Source organism: Brenneria salicis ATCC 15712 = DSM 30166, from assembly GCF_003315515.1.
Classification (GTDB): Bacteria; Pseudomonadota; Gammaproteobacteria; order Enterobacterales; family Enterobacteriaceae; genus Brenneria; species Brenneria salicis.
This window is the reverse complement of sequence record NZ_QNRY01000014.1, coordinates 14722-29988: the sequence shown is the minus strand read 5'-3', so window position 1 is coordinate 29988 and position 15267 is coordinate 14722. Positions and strand designations below refer to the sequence as shown.

Below are 15267 nucleotides of genomic sequence, written 5' to 3'. Positions count from 1 at the left end.
TCATCACTTAAATGCCGAAGCTCTCGCCACATCCACAGGCATGCTGAGCGTTGGGATTATTAAACTTAAATACCTGATTAAGCCCCTCACGGACAAAATCGAGTTCGGTGCCATCAATAAAAGGCATCGCTTTTAGCGGCACATACAGCTTTGCGCCGTCGCGTTCGAACAGTAAGTCATCCGTATCGGATTCACGAACCAGATCCAACACATAACCAAATCCAGCGCAGCCGGATTGTTTTACGCCCAGCCGCAAACCTTGCATCGCAGCATCCTGCTGCATCAAATTCTTGATTTGTTTCACCGCGCTATCGGTCAGCGTCAATCCTTTCCAGACGTTTTCCTCCAGTGAAAACGTCCCTACATTTTCCGTTTGCATCACGAATACCTCATTACGTGCCCACCAGTTTCAGGCTGGTTTCCTCTAATGTTAGTGATAATAAAACTTGCTTCAACCTCTTGTTTCGCAGGGCTATTGGCAACCGCTGTTTTTTGATGACGGCAAGCATGCCAGCGCATCCTATTCGCCATGCGAAAAAGCGTGGTTTATAGCCAACTAACGCCATGATAAACAAGTAGTAAATCACCCTAACGCCGTTTTCGTTCGCACTCAAATATTATCAATTAATTATCATTAGTATAACATTCATAGCGAATGCCTATTTGTAAAACAGGAAAAGTAAATAAAGATTTTGTCGCACCTTAGGTAAATTTTGCAGGGAAAAGTGCAGTTTCCCCATTGATCCCGACTATTTTTATAAATATGATAATGATTATCATTTAATATTCAGGGTTGATAACCATGCTTTCGATGAATGCCTGGCTACAGCATCAGATCGACGAGTATAAATTTCAGATCCGTGACGTCACTGTCGACTTTTATATGGCGGAAGCGCGTCTGAATCGTCCAGGAAGCAATATTGATCATTTACGGCGTTATCACAACGCCTGTATGGATATGGCCGACCTGTGTCTGCGTAATGGCGATGACGACAGCTATTTGCATGCGCTGGTAAAACTGCATAACCGGCTGATTAAAGAAATCAATAATGAGAAGCGCTGCCACCTCTTTCGCGTTCAGAGTTACTACTTCGCCCGTAATACGCTCAAATCGATTTGCCATCAGTTAAGCATGCTCGGCTCATGGGATAAAGCCACCGCGTTCCAGACCGACTTCGTCAAACGCGTGCCTTTCCTACCTTGATGTGAAAACCAACCGGGACGCCGTCAAATGTCCCGGTTGGGTGATAACACGCTACGGCGTAATCACGGCGGTGGTCAGCCGTGAGGTACAGCACAGACGATCCTGACTGTCGAAAATATCGATCTGCCAGACCTGATTACGTTTCCCGGCGTGCAATGCGCGACACACGCCGCGCACCTCGCCGTCAACCACCGCCCGCAGATGATTGGCATTGACCTCCATCCCCACCACCTGTTGCTCCCCTTCGGTACACAGATAACCGGCCACCGAACCAAGCGACTCCGCCAGCACCACCGACGCGCCGCCGTGCAACAAGCCAAACGGCTGGCGGGTACGGGGATCCACCGGCATTACCGCTTCAAGCTGATCATCCGTTATGCGGATGTAGCGGATGCCAAGAAAACCAATCATGCAGCCCTGACTTTGCTGATTAAGTTGGTCGAGCGTAACCTGTCGTTTCCACAGCATCAGATAATCTCCAACAAGGCCTGTAACGGATGACGTAACCCACGGCCTTCCATGCGCTTGACCTGGCTACGGCAGGAATAACCGGTAGTCAGGCAACGTTGCAGCGGCAATTTTTGTAACGCCTGCTGCCAGGAGAGCGCATAAATACCCTGCGAGTTCGCCAGATTTTTGCTTTCATGACCATAGGTGCCAGCCATGCCGCAGCAACCTACGCTGACGTTTTCCAGTCTGGCGCCAAAACGCGCGAAGATATCGGCCCACTGACGCGTACTGGCGGGCAACGCGGTGGTTTCGGTACAATGCCCGAACAGATACCAGGATTCGCCCGCCATCGCCTGGGGCGCATGTTCTTCCAGCACGGTCATCAACCATTCATGCACCAGTTTCACCTGGAAATCGCCGCGCTTGTCACCCAGAATCTCGCGGTATTCATCACGATAGCAGAGCACCAACGCTGGATCGACGCCTACCATCGGTATACCGAGTTTCGCCACCCGATTAAGGAAATCCGAAGTTCTGGCCGCCGTCTTCGCAAAGCGTTGCAGGAAACCTTTAATGTGCTGCGCTTTGCCATTCGGCGAGAACGGCAGCAGCACCGGCTTCAATTTCAGTTTCTCCGCCAGATGGATAAAATCGGCCACCACCTGCGCGTCATAATAGCTGGTGAACGGATCCTGTACGATCAACACATAGTGTTGCCGTTCCGCATCGGACAATTGCTCCAGTTGCTCCAACGTAGTTTGTATCGCACGATGGCCGGCAAACTGCTGACGCAGTGACGGCGAGGAAAGCAACGGCAAATCCACCATGCCGATCTGTCGGCGGCTCAAGGCATTGACCGAGGGCATATTGAGAAAGAAATTGAATACCCCGGGACTGCGCGCCATCAGCGGCGCATAGCTTTCGACCCCGGCGACCAGATAATCGCGCATCGGGCGCAAGTAACGGGTGTGATACAACTGGAGAAAACGGGAACGGAAGCTCGGAACGTCGATTTTTATCGGACATTGCGTCGAACAGGCTTTGCACGCCAGACAGCCGGACATCGCCTCTTTCACCTCATGGGAAAAATCATACTCGCCTTGACGCGCCTGCAAAGTGTTGCGGGTTTTCTGAATCAACAGGCGCAGGCTGAACTTCTGCCGCGGCAGCGTTTTCTCCAGCGCCAGCGGATCGACGCCTTGCTCCGCCAGCAGCCGTAGCCATTCACGCACCAGCGTCGCCCGGCCTTTCGGCGAATGGATGCGGTTACCGGTGATCTTCATGGAAGGACACATCGGGCTGCGGGCATCAAAATTGAAGCACAGCCCGTTGCCATTACAATCCATCGCGCCGCGGAAGGCGGTGCGCACCGTCAGCGGGATGGTGCGATCGTAAGTTCCGCGCTTGACCGCATCAACTTTCATCATCGGCGCATCGACGTCCAACGGCGCGCAGATTTTCCCAGGGTTGAGCCGATTATCAGGATCGAATGCCGCCTTGATGCGGCGCAATTCCGCATACAGTTCGGTGCCAAAGAACGCCGGGCTGTATTCGGCGCGGAAGCCCTTGCCGTGTTCGCCCCACAGCAGACCGCCGTATTTCGCCGTCAGCGCGACGACTTGATCGGAGATCTGCTTCATCAGCATTTCCTGCTGCGGATCGCACATATCCAGCGCCGGACGAACATGCAAAACCCCGGCATCCACATGACCAAACATACCGTAGGTCAGATTATGATTGTCCAGAAGCTCGCGAAACTCTTCGATATAATCCGCCAGATGCTGCGGCGGCACGCAAGTATCTTCAGCAAACGGGATCGGCTTCGCCTGCCCTTTACTGTTCCCCAGCAAACCGACCGCTTTCTTGCGCATGCCGTAAATACGCTCAATGCCCGCCAGATCGTTACAGGTCTGATAACCGATCACCCCGGCTTCACCCGCGGCCAGTAATTCATCAAGGCGTGCGCACAGGGTTTTGACTTGGCCGTCGATCAGGGTTTCATCATCCCCGGCAAACTCAACGATATTCAGCCCCAGCATCTCCTGATTCGGAACATCGGTAATCAGTTTGCTGACGGAGTGCCAGACAATATCTTCACGCGCCAGATTCAGCACTTTTGAATCGACGGTTTCCACTGACAGCGCCTGCGCTTGCACCATGAACGGCGCATTGCGCAACGCCGAGTTGAAGGAGTCATATTTGATATTCACCAAACGCCGTACTTTCGGCAACGGCGTGATATCGAGTTTCGCTTCGGTAATAAACGCCAGCGTCCCCTCCGAACCGGTCAGAATGCGGGTCAGGTCAAACGTTTTTGAATCATCACTGAAAACATGGCGTAAATCGTAGCCGGTGAGGAAGCGATTTAATTGCGGGAATTTATCGAGGATCAGTTGCCGTTGTTCACGGCAACGATGCAACACCGTGTGGTAAATACGTCCGACGGCGGACGCTTCCTGCGCCAACTGCTCGGCCAGTTCCACCGGCATTGCCTGTGTATCCAGCATCTCGCCTCCCAGCAACAACGCACGCAGTCCCAGCACGTGATCGGAGGTTTTGCCGTAAACCAGCGAACCCTGCCCCGATGCATCGGTATTGATCATTCCGCCCAGCGTGGCGCGGTTGCTGGTGGACAGTTCCGGCGCAAAGAAATAGCCAAAGGGTTTGAGATATTGGTTAAGCTGGTCTTTAATCACGCCCGCTTCCACCCGCACCCAACCTTGCTCAGGATTAATTTCCAGAATACGGTTCATGTAGCGGGACATATCCACCACAATGCCGCGATTCAACGCCTGACCATTGGTTCCGGTTCCCCCGCCGCGCGGGGTGAATGTAAGACCAAGAAAACGCGCTTCGCCTGCCAGACGCGCCAGAATAGCCACATCCGCGGTGGAGCGGGGAAAAACCACCGCATCCGGCAAGAGTTGATAGATACTGTTATCTGTCGCCATTGTCAGCCGATCGGCGTAGTCTGTCGCCGTATCGCCAGTAAATCCATTTTGCTTCAAGGCTTCCAAAAAATTAAGCACCGGCTGAACGAGGCCGGGTGACTGAGAGATCTGTGGGATCATTATCGTTTGACCCTGTCTGTACAAAGTAATGTTTGCCAATGATGTCATTATTGATTTCAAGGTGCGGGAAAACGGAGACAACGCAACGCCTAATGGTGTTCAAGCCAGCCAATACGCCTCCCGGCAACGTGAAGGATGAAGGATATATCACATTTCAGCAAAGGATGCGCAGCTTGATCGGCAAAAACCTACAGCATGCCGGGTTTCATCTGTTTCACCAACAAAACGTTCAACAGGCTGTCAAAAAGCCCGGAAATATCCCATGATAAATTGTCGCCGCTTACGTCGCCCTGGAAAAGCGGCGTGGTTTTTGAAAGCATAGTTTTTGAAGGCACAGTTTTCCGAGACATGGTTTTCAGAGACATGGTTTTCGAGTCTGTTTAATGAGGTACATTAATTGATAAAGAACTCTCAAGCACAGCGTTTCGACTTAGCCAGAATATTATTCAGCCTGCTATTTGTCACCTTCATGATTATTGCCTGTTTTTGGGTGGTGCAGCCTTTTATTTTGGGGTTTTCCTGGGCATGTATGGTCGTGATCGCCACCTGGCCACTGTTAATTAAACTTCAGGCTCTCCTGTGGGGCCGCCGTTCACTGGCGGTTCTGGTAATGACCTTATTGCTGATCCTGCTGTTCGTCATGCCGATAGCTATCCTGGTCAACAGCGTAGTGGACAACAGTTCCGCCTTGATGAACTGGGGGGCCAATCAGGAGAAAATCGGGCCGCCGTCGATGGACTGGCTGACGGCTATTCCACTGGTTGGCGATAAGCTTTTTAATAGCTGGCAGTTGCTGTTGCAGAGCGGCGGCAGCGGTATCTTCACCAAGGTTCAGCCTTACTTTGGCAAAACCGCTACCTGGCTGGTGGCGCAAGCCGCGCATGTGGGCCGCTTCCTGATGCACTGTGGGCTGATGCTGATATTCAGCGCTCTGCTGTATTACAAAGGCGAAGCCGTCGCCAAATCCGTGCGCCATTTTGCCATCCGCCTGGGGCAAGAGCGCGGCGATACCGCGGTGATCCTGGCGGCTCAGTCAATCCGCGCCGTGGCGCTGGGCGTGGTCGTCACCGCCATTGTACAATCAGTGTTGGGGGGCATTGGGCTGGGGATATCCGGCATTCCCTATACCATCTTACTGACCGTCCTGATGTTTCTGTTCTGCCTTGCCCAGTTGGGGCCGCTGCCGGTGCTGATCCCGGCCATTATCTGGCTTTACTGGAGCGGCGACACCACCTGGGGTACGGTTCTGCTGGTCTGGAGTTGTATCGTCGGCACGATTGACAACGTGCTGCGTCCGATATTAATCCGTATGGGGGCAGACCTGCCCATGCTGTTGATCCTTTCCGGCGTCATCGGCGGTTTACTGGCCTTTGGCATGATCGGTTTATTTATTGGTCCGGTCGTACTGGCGGTTTCTTACCGACTACTGTTCGCCTGGATGAGAGAAGTCCCCGAACCGGAAAATATCATTGTCGTTGTCCCATCAGACAATCCCGACAAGGATTGATGCTCATCGTCGATGTGGGTGGTCGAACCACCCACGTAATTATCAATCCTTAACAGTAAGAAACCTTAATGTGTCACCTCATAAATCAGGGATTATTCCTAATGAGGTGACGTTTTTTCGATTACCACGCTAATTTCTCTCACTGTAGCTAGCCTTCCATACCCGCACTGTTAAAAAACAATTAACCATTAGGATGATTCTTAATGACTAAGCACAGCAGAATCCCTAACCTGAATACATGCATTGGTTTTCAACCTACTGTTTGTCAATAAGGTTTCCTCCTCGTCAGAGTTAGTAACGAATTGCTGTGTGTAGTCTTTGCCCATCCCCTGAGATGGGCTTTTTTTTATCCCGCTTATCAATCTCATCTGTTCTGTTTCGTTTTCTGTCCGGCGCAAAACCGACTTTCGATACCCAATGCGATCGGACATTTCGCACCGGAAATTGCGGTTAATCCTATTTTTGTTAATCTGTTATTGGCATTTCATCCGCTTTACTTTATTGGTTACCGTATGCTGCTTTATTTCCGGGAGTTTTCATGACCAATCTCGCCGTTAAGGGATTAATACTGGGCTGCCTGTTGAGCCTGCTTACCGCCTGTGATAATGCGTCGCCGCGTCCCTTGCTGACGATTGAGGGTAAGACGATGGGGACGTTTTACAGTGTAAAAATCAGCGGAGAACTGACTGAGAGTAAAGCGCAATTACAGCAGGAAATTGAACGCTTGCTGGAACAGGCCAATGATGAAATCTCCACCTACCGTCAACACTCAACGTTATCACGATTCAATCAATATCAAGGCACCGACCCTCAGCCTATCAGCAACGGTATGGCGGATATTATTCTGGCGGCGCAACGTATCGGCAGAGCAACGGATGAAGCGATGGATATTACCGTTGGCCCGCTGGTCAATCTGTGGGGATTCGGGCCGCAGAAACAGCCAATCACCATCCCTTCCCAGCAACAGATTGATCTGGCGAAGCAAAAGGTGGGATTGAACCACCTGACGTTACTCAGTGACTCACGCGGCGAATGGCTGCAAAAAGACCTGCCTGATTTATATGTGGATCTCTCCACGCTGGGTGAAGGCTACGGGGCCGATGTGCTGGCGCAACTGATGGCGCGTAAAGGGATAACCAACTATCTGGTTTCAGTGGGCGGCGCGATCTCCAGCCGCGGGATCAATGCGGAAGGCAAACCGTGGAGGGTGGCCATCCAGAAACCGACCGTTCAGGAAAACGCGATGCAGGCCGCCGTGAATTTACAGGGCTACGCCATCAGCACCTCCGGCAGTTACCGTAATTATTTTGAACTGGAGGGAAAACGTTACTCCCATGTTATCGACCCCGCCACTGGGCGACCGATTACGCATCAACTGGTTTCCGCCACGGTTATCGCGCCGACGGCGCTGGAGGCCGATGGCTGGGATACCGGTTTGATGGTGCTGGGTACGGAGAAAGCCTTAAAACTGGCGGAACAACAAGGACTGGCGGTTTATTTAATCACCAGGAAAGGCGACGGCTTCAGCGCTGTGATGACGCCACAGTTCAAATCATTCCTGATTAGCCAATAAAAACGATTTTATCCATAACGGTAACGACGATAAAAAACGCCCGCTAGTGAGTTTATCACTCGCGGGCGCCGGTTCAGTTTATCAAACGATTACTGATGTTCCGCCAGATTCAGCCAGGTTTGCACCACGGTATCCGGGTTCAGGGACAGACTGTCAATTCCCTGATCCATCAGCCAGATGGCGAAGTCCTCATGATCCGAAGGCCCCTGACCGCAGATACCGACATATTTACCCTGTTTTTTGGCGGCTTTGATCGCCATTGACAGCAGAGCCTTGACCGCATCATTGCGCTCATCAAACAGTTCGGAAACCACGCCGGAATCCCGATCCAACCCCAACGCCAACTGCGTCATATCGTTCGAACCAATGGAGAAGCCGTCGAAATGTTGCAGGAACTCTTCCGCCAGCAACGCATTGGAAGGGATCTCGCACATCATGATGATTTTCAGGCCATCTTCACCACGGCGTAAGTCTTGACGAGCCAGTTCTTCGATAACCGCTTGCGCCTGAGCGACGGTACGAACAAACGGGATCATGATCTCCACGTTTTTCAAACCCATATCATTACGCACGCGTTTTACCGCCGCGCATTCCAACGCAAAGCAGGCTTTGAAGTCCGGGGAAACATAGCGACCTGCGCCACGGAAGCCTAGCATCGGGTTTTCTTCTTCCGGTTCATAACGCTCGCCGCCCAACAGGTTGGCATACTCATTCGATTTAAAATCGGATAAACGCACGATCACCCGTTTAGGCCAGAACGCAGCGGCCAGCGTTGCAATCCCTTCCGTCAACCGGCCAACATAGAACTCCACCGGATCGTCATAGCCATTCATCAGCGCGGTGATCTCACGTTGCAGTTCCGGCGTTTGCTGATCGAATTCCAACAATGCGCGCGGATGCACGCCAATCATGCGGTTGATGATGAATTCCAGACGCGCCAGACCGACGCCATCGTTTGGCAGACAGGCGAAATCAAACGCCCGATCGGGGTTGCCGACATTCATCATGATTTTCAGCGGCAGATTGGGCATTTCATCAATCTGCGAACTCTTCACGGAGAAATCCAGCAGATCCTGATAAACATAGCCGGTATCGCCCTCCGCACAGGAGACGGTGACTTTCTGACCGTTGCGCAGACGCTCGGTGGCATCGCCGCAACCCACCACCGCCGGGATCCCCAGTTCACGCGCAATAATCGCCGCGTGACAGGTTCGTCCGCCGCGATTGGTGACAATCGCGGCGGCTTTCTTCATGATCGGCTCCCAATCCGGGTCGGTCATATCCGTCACCAGCACATCGCCTGCATTGATAAGATGCATTTCGCTGATGTCCTGAATCACTTTGACTTCACCGGCGCCAATACGGTGGCCGATAGCGCGTCCTTCCGCCAGCACCTTGCCGCTGTTCGGCAGATGATAACGTTCCATCACCTGACCGTTGGAACGCACCGTTTCCGGGCGCGCCTGCACAATATACAGTTTGCCCGTGTGTCCATCTTTCGCCCATTCGATATCCATCGGGCGGCCATAATGTTTCTCGATCAATAGCGCCTGATGCGCCAGCGCCTGCACTTCGTCATCCGTCAGACTAAAGCGTACGCGCTGCTGTTCGGGAACATCTTCGATGCGCACCTGCTTGCCGTGTTCCTGGCTGGCCGCGTATACCATGCGAATTTTTTTCGACCCCATATTGCGACGAACGATTGCCGGCTTGTCATTGAGCAGCGTGGGTTTGTGCACGTAAAACTCATCCGGGTTGACCGCGCCTTGCACCACCATTTCACCCAGGCCATACGCAGAGGTAATGAATACCACCTGATCGAAGCCGGACTCGGTATCAATGGTGAACATGACGCCCGCCGCCGCCAGATCGGAACGCACCATACGCTGCACGCCCGCCGACAACGCCACGCCGCGATGGTCATATCCCTGATGCACGCGGTAAGAAATCGCGCGATCATTGAACAGCGAGGCAAACACATGCTTCACCGCCACCATCACCGCATCAATACCCTGAACATTCAGGAAGGTTTCTTGTTGTCCGGCAAACGACGCATCCGGCATATCCTCCGCGGTCGCGGAAGAACGCACGGCAAAAGAGGCCTCCTTCTCGCCGTCAGCCAGTTGCTGATACGCCTCGCTAATCGCCGCCTCAAGCGCGGGCTGGAATGGCGTATCAATAATCCACTGACGAATTTGCGTCCCGGCTTTCGCCAGTTGATTCACATCGTCAATATCCGTTTGATCCAGCAATTCATAAATACGCTGATTGATACCGCTTTGATTAAGAAAATCATTAAACGCCTGTGCTGTTGTCGCAAAGCCATTCGGGACTGCAACGCCAAGTTCTGAAAGGTTGGTGATCATCTCACCCAGAGAGGCGTTTTTGCCTCCCACCCGTTCAACGTCGTGCATACCAAGCTGGTTATACCAGAGGACATTACGCAAATCAGGGCCGTTATTGGACATCGGAAATCATCCTTTCTGCATACAATATAGGGTATGAAAGAGTTCGGTGAGAACACGTCTCACCCTACTGAGGGTAGCATAGCGCTTTACAAAGTATGGAAAGGTGAATCGATCAACCTAGGAAAAAAAACTGATTTCATCGTCAGCTATTGCTTAACGAGGCAAAAATCCAATAACGTAAAAGATTGCTACTTTTATCATGTAGATAATGAAATAGCGTTTTAAAAGAAATGTTGTGAAAAACACTATTTTTCCCGACTTTTCCTATTGTCACTGAATGCCTGTGTTACTCAAAGACCAGCCCCCAAGAGGTTTATGTGGAAAGAAGCGTATTTTATGTCTCCGACGGTACCGCCATTACAGCCGAGGTATTGGGTCATGCGGTCCTTTCACAGTTTCCGGTGAATACGGTGAGTTACACTTTACCCTTTGTGGAAAGTGAAACACGCGCCAAAGCGGTTTGTGAACAGATCAATGTGTCCTACCAACAGAGCGGTTTACGGCCCCTGGTTTTCTACTCGATTGTGACCCCCACGGTACGTGACATTATCACCAGCAGCGAAGGATTTTGTCAGGACATCGTGCAGGCGCTGGTTGCTCCGTTGCAGGAAGAACTGAATGTTCCCCCTACCCCCATCGCCAATCGCACCCACGGGCTGACGGCCAATAATCTGAGCAAGTATGATGCGCGTATCGCCGCCATCGACTATACGCTGGCCCATGATGACGGTATTTCGCTGCGCAATCTCGATCAGGCGCAGGTTATCCTGCTGGGCGTATCGCGCTGCGGCAAAACCCCCACCAGCTTGTATCTGGCGATGCAATTCGGTATTCGTGCCGCCAATTATCCCTTTATCGCCGATGATATGGACAACCTGCGTTTACCCGACGCCCTGAAACCCCATCAACATAAACTTTTCGGTCTGACTATCGATGCCGAACGGCTGGCGGCGATCCGTGAAGAGCGCCGGGGCAACAGTCGCTATGCGTCTCTGCGTCAATGCCGGATGGAGCTCAGTGAGGTTGAGGCGCTGTTTCGCAAACACCAGATAAAATACCTCAATACCACCAATTACTCCGTTGAGGAAATTTCCGCTAAAATCATCGATATCCTGGGCATGAGCCGGAGAATGTACTAGTCATAGTGGGTTTTCGCGGTGTGGCTGAAATGTGCGCGATTTGGTTAGGTGAGCCGCAGCAGCACGTCCCGCCACACAGACGCATTAAGAACGTATTAAGAAAAATTCACTTGATTGACTTTTTTGTTACATGAAAATGATTCTCATTCATTTCCGAAGATACCAAGACCAAAGATAGGAAAGCGAGAATGCAGACTTCAATTTACCAACTATATCTCCAGGCTAAAATTGCCCACCCTCGCAAGTATGCCCGCGATCTGGCGACGCTGCTCGGCATCAGCGAAGCGGAACTGACGCAAGCGCGCGTCGGACAGGATGCCCAACGCTTTCAAGGCGATGCCAAAAGCTGGCTGAACGCACTGGAACAGGTTGGTAACACCAAGTCGATTACGCGTAATGATTATGCGGTGCACGAACACGTTGGTTATTACCAGAATCAGTCGTTGGATGGTCATGCGGGGCTGATCCTGAATCCGCGCGGATTGGGTTTGCGTTTGTTCCTGCACCAATGGGCCTCCGCTTTCGCCTTACGTGAGACGACGCCACGCGGTGAACGCCAAAGCATTCAGTTCTTTGATCATCAGGGCGATGCCATCCTGAAAGTCTACGCTACCGAAACCACCCAGATGTCAGCCTGGCGGCAGTTTATCGAAACGTTTGTCGGTACAGACAACCCGCCGCTGACAATCCGCCCGGCGGCGGGCCAGCCGACGGCGATCGCCGCCGCAACAGCCCATCCGCAATTGGAGGCAGACTGGCGCGCCATGACCGATGTGCATCAATTCTTCATGCTGCTGAAACGCTACAATCTCACCCGTCAGCAGGCTTTCCGCGCCGTCAGCGATGAGTTGGCCTACCGTGTGAGTAACGATGCCCTATCACAGATCCTGCTTGCCGCCCAGGAAGCGAAGAATGAAATCATGGTCTTTGTCGGCAACCGCGGTTGCGTGCAGATTTTCACCGGCGAGATCGAACGTGTAGAACGCATGGCGCAACACGCGGAGTGGATTAACGTCTTTAATCAGGATTTCACCCTGCATCTGATTGAAGACGCCATTGCCGAAAGCTGGGTGACCCGCAAACCGACTGCGGACGGGATCGTCACCAGCCTGGAACTGTACGCCGCTGACGGCACGCAGATTGCGCAACTATTCGGACAACGCACCGAAGGCAGCGCGGAACAGCAACAATGGCGTGAGCAGATTAATGCGCTGAAACCACTCAAGGAGCTTGCAGCATGAAAAACTGGTTATTCCCGTTATTAATCGCGCTGCCGCTGAGTACGTCCGCCGCCGAACGGCTGGTGTCCATCGGCGGGGATGTCATCGAGATTATTTATGCGCTAGGCGCGGAGAAAAATCTGGTGGCGCGCGACAGCACCAGTCTGCACCCCGCAGCCGCCACCGCCTTGCCGGATGTCGGTTACCTGCGCCAACTCAATACTGAAGGGATTTTGGCCATGAAGCCGTCGCTGGTGCTTGCCAGCGAACTGTCTCAACCGTCACTGGTTTTACAGCAGGTTGCAGATAGCGGCACGCAAGTTATCCAGGTGCCGGCCACCCCCGCGCTGGAAACCGTGCCGCAAAAAATCAGCATCATTTCACAGGCGTTGCATAAGGATGCCGAGGGCAAAAAGCTGACGGAAACCTACCAGCAACAACTGGACGCCGTCGCAAAGACGCCGTTGCCGGTTAATGTCCTGTTTGTTCTCAGCCACGGCGGTATGACGGCGATGGCCGCCGGAAAGAACACGCCCGCGGATACCATTATTCGCAGCGTCGGCCTGAAAAACGCCATGCAAAATGTCGAACGTTATCAACCGCTATCGCAGGAAGGGGTGATCGCCAGCGCGCCGGACCTGATTTTGATCTCCAGCCAGGGGCTGAAAAGTCTGGGCGGCGAAGCGCAAGTCTGGAAACTACCCGGACTGGCGCTGACGCCTGCGGGTAAAAACCATCGTCTGCTGGTGGTCGATGATATGGCGATGCTGGGCTTTACGCTGGACACGCCGACATTAATGGCGACATTGCGTCAGACCGCAGAAAAAATTAAATGATTCGCCGGTTTCATCCCCGCTATTGGCTGGCCGCGTTACTGCTATTGCTGTTGATACTGATGGTCGGGGCGTCGAATCTGGGCGCGCTGACGCTGTCTTTTAAAACGCTGTGGCAAACGCCATATGACGATCCGCTCTGGCATATCTGGCTGAATATCCGCCTTCCCCGCGTCTTGCTGGCCGTACTGGTCGGCGCGGCGCTAGCCTGTTCCGGGGCCATTATGCAGGGATTGTTTCGCAACCCGCTGGCCGATCCGGGCCTGCTGGGGATCAGCAGCGGCGCGGCGTTATGTGTGGCGCTGACCATCGTGCTGCCGCTGAGTTTGCCTCCGCTACTGGCGCTTTACAGCCCGATGCTGGCCGCTTTTGCCGGCAGTCTGGTGATCACTGCGATCATTTTCATGCTTAATCGTTCCGAACAGGGCGGCGTCACGCGGCTATTACTGGCGGGTATCGCGCTGAACGCGTTATGCATCGCCTCCATCGGTATCCTGACTTACATCAGCACCGATCAACAGTTGCGTCAGTTCTCGCTGTGGGGCATGGGCAGTCTGGGGCAGGCGCAATGGCCGATGCTACTCATCGCCGGCACGCTGGTGATCCCGGCCATTATCATTACGCTGTATCAGGCGCGACTGTTGAATCTGTTACAGTTGGGCGATGAGGAAGCACATTATCTCGGCGTCAACGTGAAGCGCACCAAACACAGTTTGCTGCTGCTAAGCTCTCTGCTGGTCGGCGTCGCCGTTGCCGTCAGCGGCGTCATCAGTTTTATCGGATTAATTATCCCGCATCTGATCCGCATGCATTTGGGCGCCGATCACCGCTGGCTGATACCGGGTTCCGCCTTAGGCGGATCCTGTCTGTTGCTGGTGGCCGATACGTTGGCCCGCACGATACTGTCACCGGCGGAATTGCCCGTTGGCTTGTTGAGCAGTCTGATCGGCGGCCCCTACTTCTTATGGTTGATTGTTCAGCATAAAGGACGTGGAAATGCCTGACTCCCCCGCTCTCGAAACGTCGCTGATTGCTCGCCGTCTCAGTTTTCAAGCAGGTGTTCGTTATCTGATCAGGGATGTCTCGCTTGAGGTTGACTGCGGTGAGATCGTGGCGATTATCGGCCCCAACGGGGCGGGAAAATCGACACTGTTGCGGCTGTTGACCGGTTATTTGACGCCGCAACAGGGCGAGTGCCTGTTGGCGGGCAAATCCTTTGCTCAATGGCAACCTAATACGCTGGCGAAAACCCGTGCGGTGATGCGGCAGCACAGCGGGATGGAATTTGCCTTCAGCGTACAGGACGTCGTGTTAATGGGACGCTCGCCGCATGGTCGCACTCAGCGCCACGAGGCCGTGGCCCTGCAGGTGATGGAACAAACCGGCTGTCTGGCGTTGGCCGACAGGGATTACCGGCATCTGTCCGGCGGCGAACAACAACGCGTTCAGTTGGCCCGCGTGCTGGCGCAACTCTGGCACCCGCAGCCGACGCCCGGCTGGTTATTTCTGGATGAACCTACGTCGGCGCTGGATTTGTATCATCAGCAGCATCTGTTGCGTCTGTTGAAACAACTGACGCGTCAGCAACCGCTGGCCGTGTGCTGTGTCCTGCACGATCTTAATCTGGCTGCGCTGTACGCCGACAGAATTCTGCTGTTGCATGAAGGTAAGCTGGTTGCGCAAGGAACGCCGGAACAGGTACTGCAAGCCGACGTGCTCACCCACTGGTATCAGGCCGATCTTAACGTCAGCCCGCACCCGGAATATCCCATTCCGCAGGTTTACCTGCGTCGGTAAGCGGT

General features: G+C 53.4%; 13 protein-coding genes and 1 other RNA gene. 9 read left to right on the top strand and 5 right to left on the bottom strand.

Annotated features, from left to right (window positions below; genetic code table 11):
- Positions 1 to 7: 7 nt before the first annotated feature.
- Positions 8 to 379, bottom strand: a complete 372-nt coding sequence (gene sufA, locus DES54_RS08225; protein WP_113866320.1) for a Fe-S cluster assembly scaffold SufA — start codon at positions 377 to 379, stop codon at positions 8 to 10.
- 423 nt (positions 380 to 802) lie between these two features.
- Here sufA and DES54_RS08220 point away from each other — a divergent pair, with 423 nt between their 5' ends.
- The gene (locus tag DES54_RS08220; RefSeq protein ID WP_113866318.1) at positions 803 to 1204 is read left to right on the top strand and encodes a hypothetical protein; all 402 of its coding nucleotides are present in this window, start codon (positions 803 to 805) and stop codon (positions 1202 to 1204) included.
- Between the two features lie 51 nt (positions 1205 to 1255).
- On the opposite strand, the gene menI is transcribed toward DES54_RS08220, so the two are convergent.
- The 3 genes from menI to DES54_RS18670 all read right to left on the bottom strand — a co-directional run bounded on the left by menI (position 1256) and on the right by DES54_RS18670 (position 5090).
- A complete protein-coding gene (gene menI, locus DES54_RS08215; RefSeq protein ID WP_113866316.1) occupies positions 1256 to 1672 on the bottom strand; it encodes a 1,4-dihydroxy-2-naphthoyl-CoA hydrolase in 417 nt (138 codons plus the stop codon).
- A complete protein-coding gene (gene ydiJ / locus DES54_RS08210; RefSeq protein WP_113866314.1) occupies positions 1672 to 4725 on the bottom strand; it encodes a D-2-hydroxyglutarate dehydrogenase YdiJ in 3054 nt (1017 codons plus the stop codon). The genes menI and ydiJ overlap by 1 nt, the downstream gene beginning before the upstream one ends.
- 188 nt (positions 4726 to 4913) lie before the next feature.
- Positions 4914 to 5090 carry a hypothetical protein gene (locus DES54_RS18670; protein ID WP_205680194.1) on the bottom strand — a complete coding sequence of 59 codons (177 nt, stop codon included), beginning with the start codon at positions 5088 to 5090 and terminating at the stop codon, positions 4914 to 4916.
- 32 nt (positions 5091 to 5122) lie between these two features.
- Here DES54_RS18670 and ydiK point away from each other — a divergent pair, with 32 nt between their 5' ends.
- From ydiK to apbE, 3 genes are all read left to right on the top strand, one after another.
- The gene (gene ydiK, locus DES54_RS08205) at positions 5123 to 6232 is read left to right on the top strand and encodes an AI-2E family transporter YdiK (protein WP_113866312.1); all 1110 of its coding nucleotides are present in this window, start codon (positions 5123 to 5125) and stop codon (positions 6230 to 6232) included.
- A gap of 243 nt (positions 6233 to 6475) precedes the next feature.
- Positions 6476 to 6582, top strand: an RNA gene (gene rprA, locus DES54_RS08200) — antisense sRNA RprA.
- A 188-nt stretch (positions 6583 to 6770) separates the two neighbouring features.
- Positions 6771 to 7805, top strand: a complete 1035-nt coding sequence (gene apbE, locus DES54_RS08195; protein ID WP_113866310.1) for an FAD:protein FMN transferase ApbE — start codon at positions 6771 to 6773, stop codon at positions 7803 to 7805.
- 89 nt (positions 7806 to 7894) lie between these two features.
- On the opposite strand, the gene ppsA is transcribed toward apbE, so the two are convergent.
- On the bottom strand, positions 7895 to 10273 hold the full coding sequence (ppsA, locus tag DES54_RS08190) for a phosphoenolpyruvate synthase (protein ID WP_113866308.1): 2379 nt from the start codon (positions 10271 to 10273) through the stop codon (positions 7895 to 7897).
- A 317-nt stretch (positions 10274 to 10590) separates the two neighbouring features.
- On the opposite strand from ppsA, the gene ppsR reads away from it, so the two are divergent.
- From ppsR to DES54_RS08165, 5 genes are all read left to right on the top strand, one after another.
- On the top strand, positions 10591 to 11412 hold the full coding sequence (gene ppsR, locus DES54_RS08185) for a posphoenolpyruvate synthetase regulatory kinase/phosphorylase PpsR (RefSeq protein ID WP_113866306.1): 822 nt from the start codon (positions 10591 to 10593) through the stop codon (positions 11410 to 11412).
- A 188-nt stretch (positions 11413 to 11600) separates the two neighbouring features.
- On the top strand, positions 11601 to 12653 hold the full coding sequence (locus DES54_RS08180) for a hemin-degrading factor (RefSeq protein ID WP_113866304.1): 1053 nt from the start codon (positions 11601 to 11603) through the stop codon (positions 12651 to 12653).
- Positions 12650 to 13468: a heme/hemin ABC transporter substrate-binding protein gene (locus DES54_RS08175; RefSeq protein ID WP_113866302.1), complete on the top strand. Its 819-nt coding sequence runs from the start codon at positions 12650 to 12652 to the stop codon at positions 13466 to 13468. The genes DES54_RS08180 and DES54_RS08175 overlap by 4 nt, the downstream gene beginning before the upstream one ends.
- A complete protein-coding gene (locus DES54_RS08170; RefSeq protein ID WP_113866300.1) occupies positions 13465 to 14469 on the top strand; it encodes a FecCD family ABC transporter permease in 1005 nt (334 codons plus the stop codon). Before DES54_RS08175 ends, DES54_RS08170 begins: the two co-directional genes overlap by 4 nt.
- Complete coding sequence (locus tag DES54_RS08165) at positions 14462 to 15262, top strand: heme ABC transporter ATP-binding protein (protein ID WP_113866298.1); 801 nt, start codon at positions 14462 to 14464, stop codon at positions 15260 to 15262. The genes DES54_RS08170 and DES54_RS08165 overlap by 8 nt, the downstream gene beginning before the upstream one ends.
- The last annotated feature ends 5 nt before the right edge of the window (positions 15263 to 15267 follow it).

Excerpts from the sequence above, each read along its gene's own strand:
- sufA (WP_113866320.1), bottom strand. The coding sequence starts at position 379 with ATGCAAACGGAAAATGTAGGGACGTTTTCACTGGAGGAAAACGTCTGG.
- DES54_RS08220 (WP_113866318.1), top strand. The coding sequence starts at position 803 with ATGCTTTCGATGAATGCCTGGCTACAGCATCAGATCGACGAGTATAAA.
- menI (WP_113866316.1), bottom strand. The coding sequence starts at position 1,672 with ATGCTGTGGAAACGACAGGTTACGCTCGACCAACTTAATCAGCAAAGT.
- ydiJ (WP_113866314.1), bottom strand. The coding sequence starts at position 4,725 with ATGATCCCACAGATCTCTCAGTCACCCGGCCTCGTTCAGCCGGTGCTT.
- DES54_RS18670 (WP_205680194.1), bottom strand. The coding sequence starts at position 5,090 with ATGTCTCTGAAAACCATGTCTCGGAAAACTGTGCCTTCAAAAACTATG.
- apbE (WP_113866310.1), top strand. The coding sequence starts at position 6,771 with ATGACCAATCTCGCCGTTAAGGGATTAATACTGGGCTGCCTGTTGAGC.
- ppsA (WP_113866308.1), bottom strand. The coding sequence starts at position 10,273 with ATGTCCAATAACGGCCCTGATTTGCGTAATGTCCTCTGGTATAACCAG.
- DES54_RS08180 (WP_113866304.1), top strand. The coding sequence starts at position 11,601 with ATGCAGACTTCAATTTACCAACTATATCTCCAGGCTAAAATTGCCCAC.
- DES54_RS08175 (WP_113866302.1), top strand. The coding sequence starts at position 12,650 with ATGAAAAACTGGTTATTCCCGTTATTAATCGCGCTGCCGCTGAGTACG.
- DES54_RS08170 (WP_113866300.1), top strand. The coding sequence starts at position 13,465 with ATGATTCGCCGGTTTCATCCCCGCTATTGGCTGGCCGCGTTACTGCTA.
- DES54_RS08165 (WP_113866298.1), top strand. The coding sequence starts at position 14,462 with ATGCCTGACTCCCCCGCTCTCGAAACGTCGCTGATTGCTCGCCGTCTC.